We start from the raw sequence: 16,091 nt of genomic DNA on the forward strand, positions 1-16,091 counted from the left end.
CGAACAATACAGGGATTCAGTTGTCGGAGTACCCGATTATCCATTAAAATGGATCGGATCAATATAAGCACACAAAGGGGGAAGTGCTTACTAATTATGAAACATAAACTACAAATGATGAAAATGCGTTGGTTGGGTGCAGCAGTCATGTTAACGCTGTACACATCATCGAGCTGGGCGTTCAGTATTGATGATGTTGCAAAACAAGCTCAATCTTTAGCCGGGAAAGGCTATGAGGCGCCAAAAAGTAACTTGCCCTCCGTTTTCCGCGACATGAAATATGCGGATTATCAACAGATCCAGTTCAATCGCGATAAAGCGTACTGGAGCAATCTCAAGACCCCATTTAAGCTCGAGTTCTACCACCAGGGTATGTACTTCGACACGCCGGTCAAAATCAACGAAGTTACCGCCACGGCGGTGAAAAGAATCAAATACAGCCCGGATTATTTTAATTTTGGCGATGTTCAGCATGATAAAGACACGGTAAAAGATCTCGGCTTCGCCGGGTTCAAAGTGCTGTATCCGATCAACAGCAAAGATAAAAACGATGAAATCGTCAGCATGCTCGGTGCCAGCTATTTTCGCGTTCTGGGTGCAGGTCAGGTCTACGGCCTGTCAGCGCGTGGCCTCGCGATTGATACCGCTCTGCCTTCTGGTGAAGAATTTCCCCGCTTCCGTGAGTTTTGGATCGAACGTCCGAAACCGACTGATAAACGTTTAACCATTTATGCTTTGTTGGATTCTCCGCGTGCAACCGGAGCGTATCGTTTTGTCATTATTCCAGGTCGTGACACGGTCGTGGATGTTCAGTCCAAAGTATACCTGCGCGACAAAGTGGGCAAACTGGGTGTGGCACCGTTAACCAGTATGTTCCTGTTTGGACCGAACCAGCCGTCTCCGGCGACAAATTATCGTCCGGAACTGCATGATTCTAACGGTTTGTCTATCCATGCCGGCAACGGGGAGTGGATTTGGCGTCCGCTGAATAACCCGAAACATCTCGCGGTGAGCAGCTTCGCTATGGAAAACCCGCAAGGATTCGGACTGTTGCAGCGTGGCCGTCAGTTCTCGCGTTTTGAAGATATCGACGATCGTTACGATCTGCGCCCAAGCGCCTGGATCACGCCAAAAGGTGACTGGGGTAAAGGTAAGATTGAGTTAGTTGAAATCCCAACTAACGATGAAACGAACGATAACATCGTTGCGTACTGGACGCCGGATCAACTGCCTGAAGCGGGCAAAGAGATGAACTTCAAGTACACTCTGACGTTCACGCGTGATGAAGACAAGCTTCATGCGCCGGAAAGCGCCTGGGTACAGCAGACTCGTCGTTCTACCGGTGATGTAAAACAGTCCAACCTGATTCGTCAGCCTGACGGTACCATCGCGTTTGTGGTGGACTTTACCGGCACAGATATGAAAAAGCTGCCGCAGGATACCCCGGTTACCGCACAAACCAGTATTGGCGACAACGGCGAAATCGTTGAAAGCACTGTGCGCTATAACCCGGTATCTAAGGGTTGGCGTTTGATGCTGCGCGTGAAAGTGAAAGACGTGAAGAAAACCACTGAAATGCGTGCTGCCTTGGTCAATGCCGATCAGACGCTGAGTGAAACCTGGAGCTACCAGTTACCTGCCAATGAATAAGACAACTGAGTATATTGACGCAATGCCGCTTTCGGATATCGAGAAAGCGGCACTGCCGAAAACTGACATCCGCGCTGTTCATCAGGCGTTGGATGCCGAGCATCGTACTTACTCGCGCGAAGATGATTCACCGCAGGGTTCTGTGAAAGCTCGCCTTGAGCAAGCATGGCCGGATTCTTTGGCTAAAGAGCAGTTGGTTAAGGACGATGAGGGCCGCGATCAGCTGCAGGCGATGCCAAAAGCAACGCGTACCTCTATGTTCCCCGATCCCTGGCGTACCAACCCGGTTGGTCGTTTTTGGGATCGCTTGCGTGGGCGCGATGTGACGCCGCGTTATCTTTCGCGTTTGACGAAAGAAGAGCAAGAAAGCGAGCAAAAATGGCGTACCGTAGGCACCATCCGCCGCTATACGCTGTTGATTCTAACGCTGGCGCAAACGGTCGTAGCAACCTGGTATATGAAGACGATCCTCCCGTATCAGGGGTGGGCATTTATTAATCCGGTAGACATGATGGGGCAGGATTTATGGGTCTCCTTTATGCAACTGCTGCCCTACATGCTGCAAACCGGAATTCTTATTTTGTTTGCTGTGCTTTTCTGTTGGGTGTCTGCGGGATTCTGGACTGCGCTGATGGGCTTCTTGCAACTGTTGATTGGACGAGATAAGTACAGTATCTCGGCCTCAACGGTTGGGGACGAACCGCTGAATCCTGAACACCGTACCGCGCTGATTATGCCTATCTGTAACGAGGACGTTGACCGCGTATTTGCGGGACTTCGCGCCACGTGGGAATCGGTCAAAGCAACGGGCAACGCCGAACATTTCGATGTTTATATCCTGAGCGACAGCTACAACCCTGATATCTGCGTGGCAGAACAAAAAGCGTGGATGGAGCTGATTGCTGAGGTGCAGGGCGAAGGGCAGATTTTCTACCGCCGTCGCCGTCGTCGCGTGAAGCGTAAAAGCGGCAACATTGATGACTTTTGTCGTCGCTGGGGAAATCAGTACAGCTACATGGTGGTGCTGGACGCTGACTCAGTGATGAGTGGTGACTGTCTGAGCGGCCTGGTGCGTCTGATGGAAGCGAATCCGAATGCCGGGATTATCCAGTCTTCACCGAAGGCTTCCGGTATGGATACGCTGTATGCGCGCTGCCAGCAGTTTGCGACCCGTGTTTACGGACCGCTGTTTACCGCCGGGCTTCACTTCTGGCAGTTAGGGGAATCACACTATTGGGGCCACAACGCAATTATCCGCGTGAAGCCATTTATCGAGCACTGTGCGCTCGCGCCGTTACCGGGCGAAGGCTCGTTTGCGGGATCGATCCTCTCCCATGACTTCGTGGAAGCGGCATTGATGCGTCGTGCTGGCTGGGGTGTGTGGATTGCTTACGATCTGCCGGGATCTTATGAAGAGCTGCCTCCGAACCTGTTGGATGAACTCAAGCGCGACCGCCGCTGGTGCCACGGTAACCTGATGAACTTCCGTTTGTTCCTGGTGAAAGGGATGCACCCGGTTCACCGTGCGGTATTCCTGACCGGTGTAATGTCCTATTTGTCTGCGCCGCTTTGGTTTATGTTCCTCGCGCTCTCTACCGCATTGCAGGTGGTGCATGCGTTGACGGAGCCGCAGTACTTCCTGCAACCGCGTCAGCTGTTCCCGGTTTGGCCGCAGTGGCGACCTGAACTGGCGATCGCGCTGTTTGCTTCAACGATGGTGCTGCTGTTCCTGCCGAAGCTGCTGAGTATTTTGCTCATCTGGTGTAAAGGGACGAAAGAGTACGGCGGGTTTATCCGCGTCACGCTGTCGCTACTGTTGGAAGTTCTGTTCTCCGTGCTGCTGGCGCCGGTGCGTATGCTGTTCCACACCGTCTTCGTCGTGAGTGCCTTCCTCGGTTGGGAAGTTGTGTGGAATTCACCGCAGCGTGATGACGATTCGACCCCGTGGGGTGAAGCGTTTATGCGTCACGGTTCTCAGTTACTGCTGGGGCTGGTGTGGGCTGTGGGTATGGCATGGCTGGATCTGCGTTTCCTGTTCTGGCTGGCACCGATTGTCTTCTCGCTGATCCTGTCACCGTTTGTTTCCGTGATTTCCAGCCGTTCCACGGTGGGGTTACGTACCAAGCGCTGGAAGCTGTTCCTGATCCCGGAAGAGTATTCTCCGCCGCAGGTGCTGGTGGATACCGATACCTATCTGGTGATGAACCGTAAACGTACGCTGGACGATGGCTTCATGCATGCGGTGTTTAATCCGTCGTTTAACGCACTGGCCACGGCCATGGCGACTGCACGCCACCGCGCCAGCAACGTGCTGGAGATTGCACGCGATCGTCATGTGGAACAGGCACTGAACGAAACGCCGGAGAAACTGAATCGCGATCGTCGCCTGGTGTTGTTGAGCGATCCGGTGACCATGGCGCGTTTACATTACCGTGTCTGGAATTCACCTGATAAGTATTCTTCGTGGGTGAACTACTATCAGGGACTAACACTGAACCCGCTGGCGCTCAGGAAAAAATAAGCGTTCTGTAACGTGAAAATACCGGCCTGGTGCCGGTATTTTTTTATATTGAATAGAATGAGTCGTGAGGTAGCAGGTGCGAATATTGGCTGTAGGAATAATGATCTTCTTCCTGAGCGGATGCGGCAGCATTATTAGTCGTACCATCCCAGGGCAAGGACACGGAAACCAATACTATCCTGGCGTGCAATGGGATGTTAGGGACTCCGCATGGCGCTACGTCACTATCCTCGATCTGCCATTTTCGCTGGTGTTTGATACGTTGCTGCTGCCGCTCGACATACATCATGGACCTTACGAGTAATTATCGCTCATCCCATTCATCGGCTGCGGTCTGTCCCTCTTCAGTATCAAGGGGAGGTTCCAGCTGGAATTCACCTTCATCCCATTCGTGAAGCGTATTTTCTTCCTGCCACTCCTGGCGGATTTCAATTTCATCATAGTCGCCATCAAAAACGCTCTGGGCCGCTTCCCCGCTCAGGATTGGAAGACATTCACCATCTACATCATCCTCGTCAGCAAAGAATTCCGCCTGCCACATAATGTCGCCATCCTGTAGCACGTATTTTTGGACGCTTAGCTGTTGAACGCTGGCGTCGTCTGACTCAAGGTCAGGGTTATCAGCCAGAAACACTTCACGAGCTGCATCAATAGCCTCTTCCAACGCGGCATAAAAATTCATGTCATTCTTTGCCATATTTCTTCTCCTAAGGCGAACAATAAAGGGGGATGATTCAATCTATAGACTGCGATCCGCAGAGCGTCAAACCCGTTAGCTGCATGGTTCATTCAATCAGATGATTACTGCCTGCAATGCCTACGAGACTGGGGGAAAGTAACTTCGGTTGTTTATGAAAAATTTACATTGGCAGATACTGAAGCCGACGTAATATCAGGAAAAAAAATCAAGAAAAAATAGTAATGTATGTGATTTGCAATGTAGTAATGAAAATCTAAAAATTAAAAAATGACGTTATATAAGGAAATCTTCAGGGTTGAACGTTATTTTTTATGTGTTTTAGAGAGGAAATCCGATCGCTTATGAAGTAATATTTCATAACTTAATAAAAACAAAGAAGAAAATTAATGCCCTATACGGAAGTGTCGCAGGTGCAATCAATGAAAGTGGCTAAACTTAGTGGTGTCTCTGGTAGTGACAACGTATCTTTTGTGTATGGGGACTGTGAATGGTGTGAGTGATACTAAAATAGTATACATAATAAAATGTTATTAATGACAAAGGTTATAAATCTATAAGAAACCATTAAATAAGAAATGAATTAGTGTCATTGAATCTGTGCAGATATAATAGTTTGCAAAATATTATGCTTTATTATATAAAATGCAAAATTAAGAGAGACCTTAAGGTTGTTATGGATAACGGCAATTCAAATAATAGAAGGTTGATGGCTTTCTATATAATCTGTTTGGCTAGCTATGTTCTTGGTGGAGTGTGTCTTACACAATTTAAATTAACGATACAAAGTGTGCCGCAAACAGTATATCTGATTATAATTGTAGGGTTATTCTTTTTATATGGGATAATCTTCCTGTTTATGTTATTCCAGTATCTTTGTAGAAAAGATCTCACCTGCCTTATGATATTAGGTATGGCGTTTCTTGGGAATAACATATTTTTCATCGAGACTATCTACATCGTTCAGGACTTGATTAATGATTATGCCTCAATCGAAAAAAGAACTAACGATATAGCCATATTCTATTACTTTCGGCAGATTAGTTTCATCGCTCTGCTATTTGTTTCATTAAAATCTTATAAAGTATCCTCGACAGTTATTGAAACCAAAGAAAGAGAACCTTGCTATATCGTTCTGTCTTTTTTAATCATGCTTGTTATCGCGGTGGTGGCGCACGCTCTGGCCAGTTACAACCCTAATTTTACACTCGAGATCACAAGCCTGAAGCCTGATAATGTCACCGTGCACTGGCATATTGGGTACATTTATTCGCTTATTGTATCCTGGGGACTGGTCCTGTTGTATTTAATCATTAAAACCAGAACGCATAACATCTTGTGGAAAAGTATAGGGCTACTGTGTTGCTCAGCAATATTGACCAATGTACTACTTCTGAGCCTGGATGAATATAGCATGTATATTTGGTATGTAAGCCGGGGGATTGAGGTGATAAGTGCCCTGTGTATAATCTCAATACTGATGTACAACACCTTCATCATCTTAAAAAAAGAAACGGATTCAGCTATTAAAGACGCAATGACTAAAATATATAATCGTAAACTATTCTATAAGTCATTAAAATCATCATTAGCAAAAGGCACAGTATGTGTAATGGTTCTGGATATTGATAAATTCAAACGGATTAATGATACTTACGGTCATCAGGAAGGTGACAGAGTGATAATCAGCATTGTCGACATTGTCAATAAATCAATCAGAGATACGGATATTTTTGCCAGAGTAGGCGGCGAAGAATTTGCGATCCTTCTTAAGTGTAACGATAAAGATGAGGCAATTGTTGTTGCAGAGCGAATTAGGCGAAATGTAGAGAACGGTACGACAATACCAAATTCTTATGAGTTAAAAGAAAAAATGACGATAAGTATCGGTGTATATTGCAGCAAGATTGATGATGAATCAGCGGATAAAGTTGTTTCATACGCCGATGCCGCATTGTATGAAGCCAAAAATTCTGGCAGAAATAAGGTGTGTTACTATTATCATTAAGGTTGAAATATACGCCGTGTAAGATAAGTTTATTGTTCCGAACCGGCGAATACAAATACACAAATCATCCCACGACCTCTGTACTCCGACGACGGCGCAGGCTATTCCACGAGTACAGGGCGTTAAACAGTACGACGCCCGCGGTCACACAGAAAACGGCACGAAAACCGTAGTTGGCGGATATCGCTGCCCCCATTAGAGGTCCTGTTACGTTACCGATATCGCGAAATGACTGGTTATAACTGAAAATACGTCCAGCTATTTGATTGGTCGAGTTGTAAACCAGCAGCGTTTGTACCGCCGGGAGCAGAGCGCCGTCGGCCGCACCCAATAAAAAGCGCAGAACACCAAGCTGCCAGGGCGTATGGACAAATGACATCGGAATAAGCAGTAACACAGAAACGATCAGCGCGACGATCAGGATCTTCTCCGGGCCAATTCGATCGCCTAATTTGCCAAGTTTCGGGGCGCTGATTAATGCCGCAACGCCGGGGACAGAGGCTATCATCCCACTGATAAACGCAATATTGCTGACGTTGCCAGCCAACTCTCGAACGTACAGAGTCAGTATTGGCGCGATAGAACCGGTGGCTACCTGAATGATCAAAGTGGTGATAAACAGGCTCAGCACCAGTTTGGGGTTCTTTAAAGAGGCCACGACTTCACGAATGTGCAGCATCTCCTTCTTGCTCACCGGCTGGAAACGCTCGCGGATAAAAAATAGCGTCAGGATGAAGCAGACCAGCAGCACGCTGGCGGTGATGAAAAATACAGGGCGTAATCCGTACTGATCCGCGAGGAGGCCGCCAGCTAGCGGCCCGAGCAGTGCGCCACTAACGCCACCGGTTGAAAGCGTTCCCAGTGCCCAGCCGCTTTTATTGCGTGGAACCTGGGTGGCGATCAGTGCATTCGCATTGGGGATGAATCCACCAAGCAGCCCTAACAAGGCGCGCAGGATTAAGAACTGCCAGATATTTTGCGCCAGTCCCATCAGCAGCATCACAATTGCCATGCCCAACGCGGAACGCAGCAGCATGATTTTTCGTCCTTTGCGATCGGCAAGGCCACCCCAGAAAGGAGAAGCAATGGCTGAAAAGAGAAAGGTGATGCTGAAGACCAGGCCTGACCACATATTCAGGGCGCTATGACCCGTGACGCCGAGACTCTCGACGTAAAGAGGCAAAAAGGGCATGACCAGGCTAAATGCTGCTCCGGTTAAAAAACAACCTAACCAGGCAACGGTGAGGTTGCGTTTCCAGTTTATGGGGGCATCTGAGGGTGACATAGCGATCCGCAGTGTGATGCGCTGTTTGCGCTATCGATTGAATATAAGTAAGCAGGCTAATTATGCGCCTGGTTGATAGTTGCTGCAATGCGGATAGCAGTTAAACCTAAAACGGGTAGGGAGCGGGTTGCAGCCCGCTGGGCTGCAACTCTGCGTCAGTACAGAGAAGGGGAGCCTTCAGGACGCGTCTTGAAGCGACGATGCAACCACATATACTGCTCTGGTGCCATCATTATGCATTGCTCAACAATTTTGTTCATCCACGCAGCAGTGGTTTCTGCGTCGTCCAACGGTGGTGAGCATTCTGGAGGCAACATAATCAATTGATACCCTTTACCGTCAGGTTTGCGGCGGGGAACAAACGGTACCAGGCAGGCATTGGACATGCGTGAAAGCATCCAGGTCCCTGAGGTTGTTGCGGCTTGTTCAACGGCAAAAAGTGGTACAAACACGCTGGCGCGAGGGCCGTAATCATGATCCGGCGCGTACCAGACCACTTCGCCCTTTTTCAAGGCTTTAATCATCCCTTTCAGGTCTTTACGATCGAGCATTGATTTATTCGAGCGCATGCGGCCCCAGGTTTGTAGCCAGTCCAGCAGCGGATTGTCGTTAGGGCGATACACACCAATACCCGGCTCCTGCAAGCCAAACTGGCGCGCACCCAGTTCCAGAGTCAGAAAGTGCAGACCCACTAACAGAATCCCGCGTTTTTGCGCCTGAACATCACGGATATGTTCCATTCCGATCACTTCCGTCCAGCGCGAAATACGCTTATCGGACCAAAACCAGGCCATCCCGGTTTCCATTACGCCCATGCCTACTGATTCAAAGTTCTTGACGACCATCTGCTGGCGTTCCTGCTCACTCATCTGCGGGAAGCACAGTTCCAGATTTCGGGAAACAATTTTTGCCCGACGTTTCATCAAACGTAGCGCCAGTCGACCTAATGCACAGCCCAACTTAAAGAGGATGGGGTAGGGTAACTGCACGATTAACCAAAGGATGCCAATACCCAGCCAGGTTAACCAATAGCGTGGATGCAGTAACGCAGCCGAAAACTTGGGTAAATTCGTCATGTCTATCCTGTCTTCAAACGACCAATTCCCTGTATTGTCGCATTTTTTCGCGCGTATCAAAAATTTGTGACGGGAGAACGGTGATTAATTCTGCAATTGTTGTTGCGGTTTTATCGTGAAGTATGAAATGTAGCGTAAAATGTGTGGATGTAAATTGGCGATGTTTGCTTTATTATGCCGCCGATTTTCATTTATTCCTTATTTGCAGGATACGTACACCATGCCAGTGTTACACAACCGCATTTCGAACGACGCCCTCAAAGCCAAAATGCTGGCCGAGACCGAGCCGCGCACGACGATCTCATTCTATAAATATTTCACCATTGCCAATCCTCAGCACACGCGTGATGCGCTGTACCAGATGTTCACCGCATTGAACGTCTTCGGGCGAGTATATCTTGCCCATGAAGGAATTAACGCGCAAATCAGCGTACCGCAAAGCAACGTCGAGGCATTTCGCCAGCAGCTCTATGCGTTTGATGCTGCATTGAAGGATTTACGTCTGAATATTGCGCTGGATGATGACGGTAAATCGTTCTGGGTACTGCGTATGAAAGTCCGCGAACGTATCGTGGCGGATGGTATTGACGATCCAGACTTTGACGCCAGCAACGTGGGGGATTATCTCAAGGCAGCAGAAGTAAATGCCATGCTGGACGATCCTGAAGCGGTATTCATTGATATGCGCAACCACTATGAATATGAGGTGGGTCATTTCGAGAATGCGCTGGAGATCCCGGCAGACACGTTCCGCGACCAGTTGCCGAAAGCTGTTGAAATGATGCTGGCGCATAAAGATAAAAAAATCGTGATGTATTGCACGGGTGGGATCCGCTGTGAGAAAGCCAGCGCTTGGATGAAACACAATGGATTTAGCAAAGTCTGGCACATTGAGGGCGGTATTATTGAGTATGCCCGCAAGGCGCGTGAACAGGGGCTTCCGGTACGTTTTGTCGGTAAAAACTTTGTCTTTGATGAGCGTATGGGCGAAAGGATCTCTGAAGATGTTATCGCGCATTGCCATCAGTGCGGCACGGCGTGCGATAGCCATACTAATTGCAAAAATGATGGCTGCCATCTGTTGTTTATTCAGTGCCCGGCTTGTGCGCAGAAATATAAAGGCTGCTGTAGCGAGCTGTGTAGCGAAGAGAGTGAGTTGCCGGAAGAGGAACAACGGCGTCGTCGTGCGGGACGTGAAAATGGCAATAAAATCTTCAATAAATCACGCGGTCACCTGAATACCAAACTGGGTATTCCAGACCCTGCGCAATAACATGATGCCGGATGAGGGGCAGAACCTCATCCGGTAATTCATGCGTTACTTCTGCTGAACACCTTCCACTGAGATGATCAAATCGACTTCCTGCGATGCAGGTCCGAGATCGGTGGTGATGTTGAAATCCTTCAGCTTAATCTTACCTTGCGCTTCAAAACCAGCGCGCGTACCGCCCCAGGGATCGCCACCCTGACCGATGAGCTTCGCGTCCAGCGTAACCGGTTTAGTAACGCCGTTCAGGGTCAAATTACCGGTGATATCCAGGTCATTCCCCTCTTTTTTCACGCTGGTGGAGCTGAAGGTAGCCTGCGGGAATTTTGCCACGTTAAGGAAATCTGCACTGCGCAGATGCTTGTCGCGTTCGGCGTGATTAGTGTCAACGCTGTTGGTGTTGATGGTTACGTTAACCTTATCGGCTGCGGGATTTTTCTCATCAAAGGTAAACGTACCGTCGAAATCTTTGAAAGTGCCGTACAGCCAGCTGTAACCCAGATGCTGAATACGGAAATTAACAAAGGCATGCTGTCCTTCCTTGTCAATTTTGTAATCTGCCGCCACGGCCGACCCGGTGGTGAATAAAAGAGAAGCGAGTGTAAGTCCCAGCAGGTTTTTTTTCATTTTAAGCTCCATAGTCAGATGACGATTTTCCCAACATGCGATTGAGGGTATCGTCGTTATCAATAAAGTGATGTTTCAGGGCCATCAGTCCGTGTAGTAGGGATAAAATCACCACGGTCCACGCAAGCCACAGGTGCAAGCTACCGGCGAGGTCGGCCTGGGAACCCGCATTGGCCAGGGTGGCGGGAATGTCGAACCAGCCAAAGACGCTTATCGCTTTGCCATCTGCGGTGGAAATCAGATATCCGCTGATGACTATTGAAAAGAGCAGCAAATAAAGTGCGAGGTGACCCATTGCCGCGGCGATACGGGTTAAACGGGAGTAGCTTGCCAACGCAGCAGGCGGAGGGGAGAACAACCGCCAGATAACGCGGATAACCAGTCCCATCATGAGTAGGATGCCGATGCTTTTATGCAGTTCGGGGGCCTGGTGATACCAGCCATCATAGTAGCTAAGCGTGACCATCCATAACCCCAACGCAAACATGCCATATACAGCAATCGCAACCAGCCAATGTAATGTGGCTGACACTACGCCATAGCGCTGTGGAGTATTATTGAATTGCATAAGCACACCGATTGATATTTCAGAAGTGAATGAAAATGGCGTGTAAAAGACATTAATGCAACTAATAAATAACAATAGTGATGATATTTATTTTTTGTTCAATAAAGTTGACTGATTGTTGAGGTAATCATCAAGGGATTAGTGCGAAAATATGTGGCGGGGCTTAGTCTATGGGGTGTTGTGGTTTTTGTTATTATTCAGTTTATTGCAATGAAAATTAAGCTAATCTCAATTTTTGTCAATTAATGTCAGCGCGCAGGAATCAGAAAAACATAATATATATTACATCCATAATGGCCAGCAGTGACCATAAAATAATGTAGAGCATAAGATGCTCGCGAATATTATTAACCAGATAGTGAAAGATACGGCGCATTGACGTTATTCCTGTCATTAAAAATGGCCTCACCAACGAGGCCATTCATTTATTATCACTTAAAACGGCTTAGCCTGAAGGGGGTCAGGTCAAAGTCAGACGGTTTGTCCTGAGCGAAGTCTGCCGCAATCTCTCCCAGTACAGAGGCAAACTTAAAGCCATGTCCGCTCAGTCCGGTAATGATCAGCGTGTTGTCATGTTCCGGCAGAGTATCAATTATAAAGTCTTCATCTGGTGAATTATCGTAAGTGCAGGATGCGCCGTGCAGGCAACAGCCAATGCCAGGCAGAATTGTGCGCAGGAATGGGAAGGCTTCAGAACCGTCGCTGGCTACAGCGGCAAATGGCTTACGCTCTTCTGCAGAATGGATTACCTGTCCGCCATTGTGCTTACCAATTTTCAGCTCGTCGTTTTCAACCGGGAAACCGTAGTATTGATCGCCATTTGGCAGCTCGCCGGTGAAAGCCGGGAAGTTATTCTTAACGCTGTAGCGCCCATCGGCCTGATACCAGGCGAACACTTTGCGCACCGGTTGTATCGGTAGTTCAGGGACTAAAGCCTGCACCCAGGTACCGGCGCTGATCACTGCTTTCTTCGCGTGGTAGTCACCGTCAACCGTTTCTACCGTGATGCCATCATCACCGTGATGAATTGCGCTGACCGGGCATTTAAACAGTTGCGCACAGCCTGCTTCTTCCGCCAGACGGATCCAGGTTTTAATTGCTAACTCACTGCGTAAAAAACCGGACTCCGCTTCAAACAGACCGATATAGTTGTCAGGTACGCGAATTTCCGGCCAGCGAGCCATGATGGCCGCTGCATCTAATTGTTCAACGTTAAGTTGCCACTGTTTTGCGCTTTGCGCTGCAGTTGCTAAGAAGGTTGACTCTGCCGGACCGAGGTTGATAACTCCGGAGCGAACAAAAATCGGTTCTTCATTATGGGTGGACAGTTCATCCCACAATGTTTGCGCACGTAGCACCAGCGGAACGTATTTTTCGCCTTCGCCATAAGCATGACGAATTAATCGAGTATCGCCGTGGTGGCTGCCCTGTTGATGTGGTGGCATATGCGCATCGATCATCAGAACCTTCAGACCGGCACGAGTGGCATAGTATCCAGCTGCGGCGCCTACCGAACCGCTGCCAATAATGATTAAGTCGTATTTCATCCGCTTCTCTCTGCAATCGCGATAGTAGAAGGGTAAATAACTGACCTGGAATATTCAACCTGGAAATAAGAAAGGCACCGCTAAGGTGCCTTTTGATGGTTGGATGTATCAGGTTTAATGTCGCTGATACTCATTTACCTGGTAATCGCCAGATTCAATTTTGGCGATTCCTGCTTCTAATATCGAAATAAATTGCCTGGCAACATCAGTGGTTAACCAGAGCGTTTGACCAACTTCAGTCCCATCCGGGTCAGGGCGGTTCGGGGTTTGGTAGTGCAAACGCAGCATCAGCGCATCGTAGCTATCAACAGTGCTGATGTCCCACCCTACAAGCGGATGAGTCTGAATGACTTCATTATTCTTTTCCATCATGCCCCCTAATTCGTGTTACTAGACAACGGTTTTCGAGGTTCAATGCGTTTTTTTCTGAAGCAACTTCAGTATATCAATAAATAAGGGTATTCATTGAAAATTTAAAGAGGGAAGGGCATAAATTTTTTGTTTTCAGCGTTATCTGACTAAGAAACCGACATGTTATTCATTTTTTTTTAGTATGTTGCACAATTATTTTGTTGTTTTGGTTAAAAGATAATCGGTGGGTTAATATTAAATTAAATGCTCGTCAGAAGAAATGTGCGATTGATTACAAGATAGCGTGTATAAAAAAGCCGGGGCGACCCGGCAAACAAACATCACTGCATATCATTATTTATTCGTTAATGAACCAGTCATCCGCGCTTTCCCAGGTTTCCTGTAGGATCTCGCTGATGCGCTCTTTGTCCTCTTTGGTCGCGCCAATAACCGACAGATTGTTTGCGCCGGCATAACGGACGGTAACGTTACCTTCGTTATCCGGAAAATGGTGCTGAATACGGCGGGAGAGTTCACCTGCCAGTGCGTCAATTGCACCGGCAGGTAAAGGTGAAGTTTTGGCAATAGTGACTTCAATACGCATAGTAGCCCCCTGTGGAATATACTGTTTATTTATACAGCTATTCGAGTCGGTTGGCTACACTTTTTTTAGCTTTTGACTGACCAGCGTACCGTTTCGCCACCCAGGAAAGGCACCAGCGTATCGTCTTCCAACGCTATGCTCTCAGGGACCAGGTGCTCCACGCGTTCCAGCTCAATAAAGGTCTCATTTACCGGCAAACCATAGAACTGTGGGCCGTTGAGTGAGCAGAAGGCTTCGAAATGGTCCAGCGCATTCATCTCTTCAAACACGGCGGCATAGCTGCCTAGTGCGGTCGGTGCATTAAAGCATCCAGCACAGCCACAGCTTGACTCTTTGCGATGACGTGCGTGCGGCGCTGAGTCGGTACCGAGGAAGGCGCGCGTAAACCCGCTGGCAACCAGTTCACGCAGCGCCTGTTGGTGGACGTTACGTTTGAGGATCGGCAGGCAGTACAGGTGAGGACGAATCCCGCCAACCAGCATGTGGTTGCGGTTAAACATCAGGTGCTGTGGCGTAATAGTCGCTGCCAGAAGCTCGTTACCGTCGCGCACGTATTCGGCAGCATCTTTGGTAGTGATATGCTCGAACACTACTTTCAGCGAGGTCAAACGCTGGCGCAGCGGTTCCATCACCGTTTCAATAAAGCGCGCTTCGCGATCGAAAATATCGATATCTGCATGCGTCACTTCGCCGTGCACCAGCAGCGGCATACCCAATTTTTCCATCCTCTCCAGCACCGGCATGATGGCGTCAATAGAGGTTACGCCATGCGTCGAGTTGGTGGTGGCATTGGCCGGATAGAGTTTTGCTGCGGTGAATACGCCTTCGTTAAATCCACGTTCCAGCTCGTTGGGATCCAGCGTATCCGTTAAGTAGCAGGTCATTAATGGTGTGAAGTCGTGTCCGGCAGGTACCGCGTCAAGAATGCGCTGGCGATAAGTGATAGCCGCGTCAACCGTGGTGACGGGCGGTGCCAGGTTCGGCATGACAATGGCGCGACCATAAATTTCACTGGTGTAGGGCACGACAGTTTTTAACATGTCGCCATCGCGAAAGTGAAGATGCCAGTCGTCTGGGCGGCGGATCTTTAAAACCTGGGATGGTGCAGTCATCAATATGCTCCGGCTGAGGATAGTCTTTTTTGCCGGAAACAAAGGATAAGCGGAAACGTTTTCGTTTGCACGAAAAAAAAGGGCGCATCGGCGCCCTCAGTTTTATTAGTCGGTGAACGGGATGATGATTTCCCCCGGTTTCACCTCAATTCCCTTCGCCAGTTTTTTCGCCAGTGCTTCACCCTGGCTACTGTCATCCTGCAGAATGTAGGCTGGCTGCTGGTTGAAATAGTTACGCAGCGACTGGTTTAAATAAGGCATCAGCGTTTGCAGTACCGACTGCATTTTTTCTGGTGTAACGGTCGCATCCACGACTTCCATCTCTTGCAGATAAATTGCGCCTTTCTCTTTGTTGAATACCGGTAAGGCTTTTAACTTCAGCTTCATGGTCGCTTTTTGGCTGCCAAACAGGGAATTCATGTCCAGGTTGGCATCACCGGTCAGCGTCACTTTATTGGGTTCTTCACGGCCAATCTGACTGGCGAGATTATTTAGTACGATGTGTGCTTCAGCAACGCCGGGCAAGCCGATATCTTTAGAAAAGTTATTATGCTTTGCCAGGGCCTGATTAATTTCTTGCTCGCTAACCGTGTATTGCGTGAGTTGATTACAACCAACCAACAGGCCGCTGACAATCAGTGCAGCGGCAAAAAAAAACTTTTTCATGGGGTTCCTCAACATGATGCATGTGGCGTAATCGTGACACAAAGCATCATCGAGTACCAGCGCCCCGGACGCCAGCAGAAAAAACTGAAAAGCGCCCGGAAGCAGGTTCGGC

At 48.5% G+C, this 16,091-nt stretch carries 16 protein-coding genes; 5 read left to right on the forward strand and 11 right to left on the reverse strand.

The window, feature by feature from the left end; genetic code table 11:
- Positions 1 to 114: 114 nt before the first annotated feature.
- The 3 genes from mdoG to OGX97_RS11695 all read left to right on the forward strand — a co-directional run bounded on the left by mdoG (position 115) and on the right by OGX97_RS11695 (position 4,475).
- Positions 115 to 1,650, forward strand: coding sequence for a glucans biosynthesis protein MdoG (gene mdoG / locus OGX97_RS11685; protein WP_103014639.1), 1,536 nt, complete (start codon positions 115 to 117; stop codon positions 1,648 to 1,650).
- Positions 1,643 to 4,171: a glucans biosynthesis glucosyltransferase MdoH gene (gene mdoH, locus OGX97_RS11690; RefSeq protein WP_032941800.1), complete on the forward strand. Its 2,529-nt coding sequence runs from the start codon at positions 1,643 to 1,645 to the stop codon at positions 4,169 to 4,171. Before mdoG ends, mdoH begins: the two co-directional genes overlap by 8 nt.
- Positions 4,172 to 4,247: 76 nt before the next feature.
- Entirely contained in the window at positions 4,248 to 4,475 is a 228-nt protein-coding gene (locus tag OGX97_RS11695; protein WP_003832117.1) for a YceK/YidQ family lipoprotein, read from the forward strand.
- Here OGX97_RS11695 and OGX97_RS11700 read toward each other — a convergent pair whose 3' ends face one another.
- Positions 4,476 to 4,853 (reverse strand): MysB family protein, encoded by a 378-nt coding sequence (locus OGX97_RS11700; RefSeq protein ID WP_235127617.1) that lies wholly within the window; start codon positions 4,851 to 4,853, stop codon positions 4,476 to 4,478. It lies immediately after the preceding gene.
- 691 nt (positions 4,854 to 5,544) lie between these two features.
- Between OGX97_RS11700 and OGX97_RS11705 the strand changes: the two genes are divergently transcribed.
- A complete protein-coding gene (locus OGX97_RS11705; RefSeq protein ID WP_048236462.1) occupies positions 5,545 to 6,876 on the forward strand; it encodes a sensor domain-containing diguanylate cyclase in 1,332 nt (443 codons plus the stop codon).
- Between the two features lie 64 nt (positions 6,877 to 6,940).
- On the opposite strand, the gene mdtG is transcribed toward OGX97_RS11705, so the two are convergent.
- Both mdtG and OGX97_RS11715 read right to left on the reverse strand, forming a co-directional pair.
- On the reverse strand, positions 6,941 to 8,161 hold the full coding sequence (gene mdtG / locus OGX97_RS11710) for a multidrug efflux MFS transporter MdtG (protein WP_032942948.1): 1,221 nt from the start codon (positions 8,159 to 8,161) through the stop codon (positions 6,941 to 6,943).
- A 155-nt stretch (positions 8,162 to 8,316) separates the two neighbouring features.
- Positions 8,317 to 9,237, reverse strand: a complete 921-nt coding sequence (locus OGX97_RS11715; protein ID WP_003036136.1) for a Kdo(2)-lipid IV(A) acyltransferase — start codon at positions 9,235 to 9,237, stop codon at positions 8,317 to 8,319.
- A gap of 220 nt (positions 9,238 to 9,457) precedes the next feature.
- Here OGX97_RS11715 and trhO point away from each other — a divergent pair, with 220 nt between their 5' ends.
- Positions 9,458 to 10,510 carry an oxygen-dependent tRNA uridine(34) hydroxylase TrhO gene (trhO, locus tag OGX97_RS11720; protein WP_235124315.1) on the forward strand — a complete coding sequence of 351 codons (1,053 nt, stop codon included), beginning with the start codon at positions 9,458 to 9,460 and terminating at the stop codon, positions 10,508 to 10,510.
- A gap of 45 nt (positions 10,511 to 10,555) precedes the next feature.
- Here the strand turns inward: trhO and OGX97_RS11725 are convergent, their stop codons facing one another.
- From OGX97_RS11725 to OGX97_RS11760, 8 genes are all read right to left on the reverse strand, one after another.
- Positions 10,556 to 11,131, reverse strand: coding sequence for a YceI family protein (locus OGX97_RS11725; RefSeq protein WP_003832130.1), 576 nt, complete (start codon positions 11,129 to 11,131; stop codon positions 10,556 to 10,558).
- Position 11,132: 1 nt separating this feature from the next.
- Complete coding sequence (locus OGX97_RS11730) at positions 11,133 to 11,699, reverse strand: cytochrome b (RefSeq protein ID WP_032942950.1); 567 nt, start codon at positions 11,697 to 11,699, stop codon at positions 11,133 to 11,135.
- A gap of 262 nt (positions 11,700 to 11,961) precedes the next feature.
- Complete coding sequence (locus OGX97_RS11735) at positions 11,962 to 12,075, reverse strand: YceO family protein (RefSeq protein WP_003036148.1); 114 nt, start codon at positions 12,073 to 12,075, stop codon at positions 11,962 to 11,964.
- A 55-nt stretch (positions 12,076 to 12,130) separates the two neighbouring features.
- Positions 12,131 to 13,246, reverse strand: coding sequence for an N-methyl-L-tryptophan oxidase (solA, locus tag OGX97_RS11740; protein WP_235124310.1), 1,116 nt, complete (start codon positions 13,244 to 13,246; stop codon positions 12,131 to 12,133).
- 114 nt (positions 13,247 to 13,360) lie between these two features.
- Positions 13,361 to 13,615 (reverse strand): biofilm formation regulator BssS, encoded by a 255-nt coding sequence (gene bssS, locus OGX97_RS11745; protein WP_003036154.1) that lies wholly within the window; start codon positions 13,613 to 13,615, stop codon positions 13,361 to 13,363.
- Positions 13,616 to 13,955: 340 nt separating this feature from the next.
- The gene (gene dinI / locus OGX97_RS11750; protein ID WP_003036157.1) at positions 13,956 to 14,201 is read right to left on the reverse strand and encodes a DNA damage-inducible protein I; all 246 of its coding nucleotides are present in this window, start codon (positions 14,199 to 14,201) and stop codon (positions 13,956 to 13,958) included.
- A gap of 65 nt (positions 14,202 to 14,266) precedes the next feature.
- Positions 14,267 to 15,313, reverse strand: coding sequence for a dihydroorotase (pyrC, locus tag OGX97_RS11755; RefSeq protein ID WP_258881965.1), 1,047 nt, complete (start codon positions 15,311 to 15,313; stop codon positions 14,267 to 14,269).
- Positions 15,314 to 15,418: 105 nt separating this feature from the next.
- A complete protein-coding gene (locus OGX97_RS11760; RefSeq protein WP_020996498.1) occupies positions 15,419 to 15,979 on the reverse strand; it encodes a lipoprotein in 561 nt (186 codons plus the stop codon).
- Positions 15,980 to 16,091 lie beyond the last annotated feature (112 nt).

Origin of the sequence: Citrobacter sp. Cpo061 (assembly GCF_030332845.1) — a bacterium.
Taxonomy (GTDB): Bacteria; Pseudomonadota; Gammaproteobacteria; order Enterobacterales; family Enterobacteriaceae; genus Citrobacter; species Citrobacter portucalensis.

Excerpts from the sequence above, each read along its gene's own strand:
- mdoG (WP_103014639.1), top strand. The coding sequence starts at position 115 with ATGATGAAAATGCGTTGGTTGGGTGCAGCAGTCATGTTAACGCTGTAC.
- mdoH (WP_032941800.1), top strand. The coding sequence starts at position 1,643 with ATGAATAAGACAACTGAGTATATTGACGCAATGCCGCTTTCGGATATC.
- OGX97_RS11700 (WP_235127617.1), bottom strand. The coding sequence starts at position 4,853 with ATGAATTTTTATGCCGCGTTGGAAGAGGCTATTGATGCAGCTCGTGAA.
- OGX97_RS11705 (WP_048236462.1), top strand. The coding sequence starts at position 5,545 with ATGGATAACGGCAATTCAAATAATAGAAGGTTGATGGCTTTCTATATA.
- mdtG (WP_032942948.1), bottom strand. The coding sequence starts at position 8,161 with ATGTCACCCTCAGATGCCCCCATAAACTGGAAACGCAACCTCACCGTT.
- OGX97_RS11715 (WP_003036136.1), bottom strand. The coding sequence starts at position 9,237 with ATGACGAATTTACCCAAGTTTTCGGCTGCGTTACTGCATCCACGCTAT.
- trhO (WP_235124315.1), top strand. The coding sequence starts at position 9,458 with ATGCCAGTGTTACACAACCGCATTTCGAACGACGCCCTCAAAGCCAAA.
- OGX97_RS11725 (WP_003832130.1), bottom strand. The coding sequence starts at position 11,131 with ATGAAAAAAAACCTGCTGGGACTTACACTCGCTTCTCTTTTATTCACC.
- OGX97_RS11730 (WP_032942950.1), bottom strand. The coding sequence starts at position 11,699 with ATGCAATTCAATAATACTCCACAGCGCTATGGCGTAGTGTCAGCCACA.
- OGX97_RS11735 (WP_003036148.1), bottom strand. The coding sequence starts at position 12,075 with ATGCGCCGTATCTTTCACTATCTGGTTAATAATATTCGCGAGCATCTT.
- solA (WP_235124310.1), bottom strand. The coding sequence starts at position 13,246 with ATGAAATACGACTTAATCATTATTGGCAGCGGTTCGGTAGGCGCCGCA.
- bssS (WP_003036154.1), bottom strand. The coding sequence starts at position 13,615 with ATGGAAAAGAATAATGAAGTCATTCAGACTCATCCGCTTGTAGGGTGG.
- dinI (WP_003036157.1), bottom strand. The coding sequence starts at position 14,201 with ATGCGTATTGAAGTCACTATTGCCAAAACTTCACCTTTACCTGCCGGT.
- pyrC (WP_258881965.1), bottom strand. The coding sequence starts at position 15,313 with ATGACTGCACCATCCCAGGTTTTAAAGATCCGCCGCCCAGACGACTGG.
- OGX97_RS11760 (WP_020996498.1), bottom strand. The coding sequence starts at position 15,979 with ATGAAAAAGTTTTTTTTTGCCGCTGCACTGATTGTCAGCGGCCTGTTG.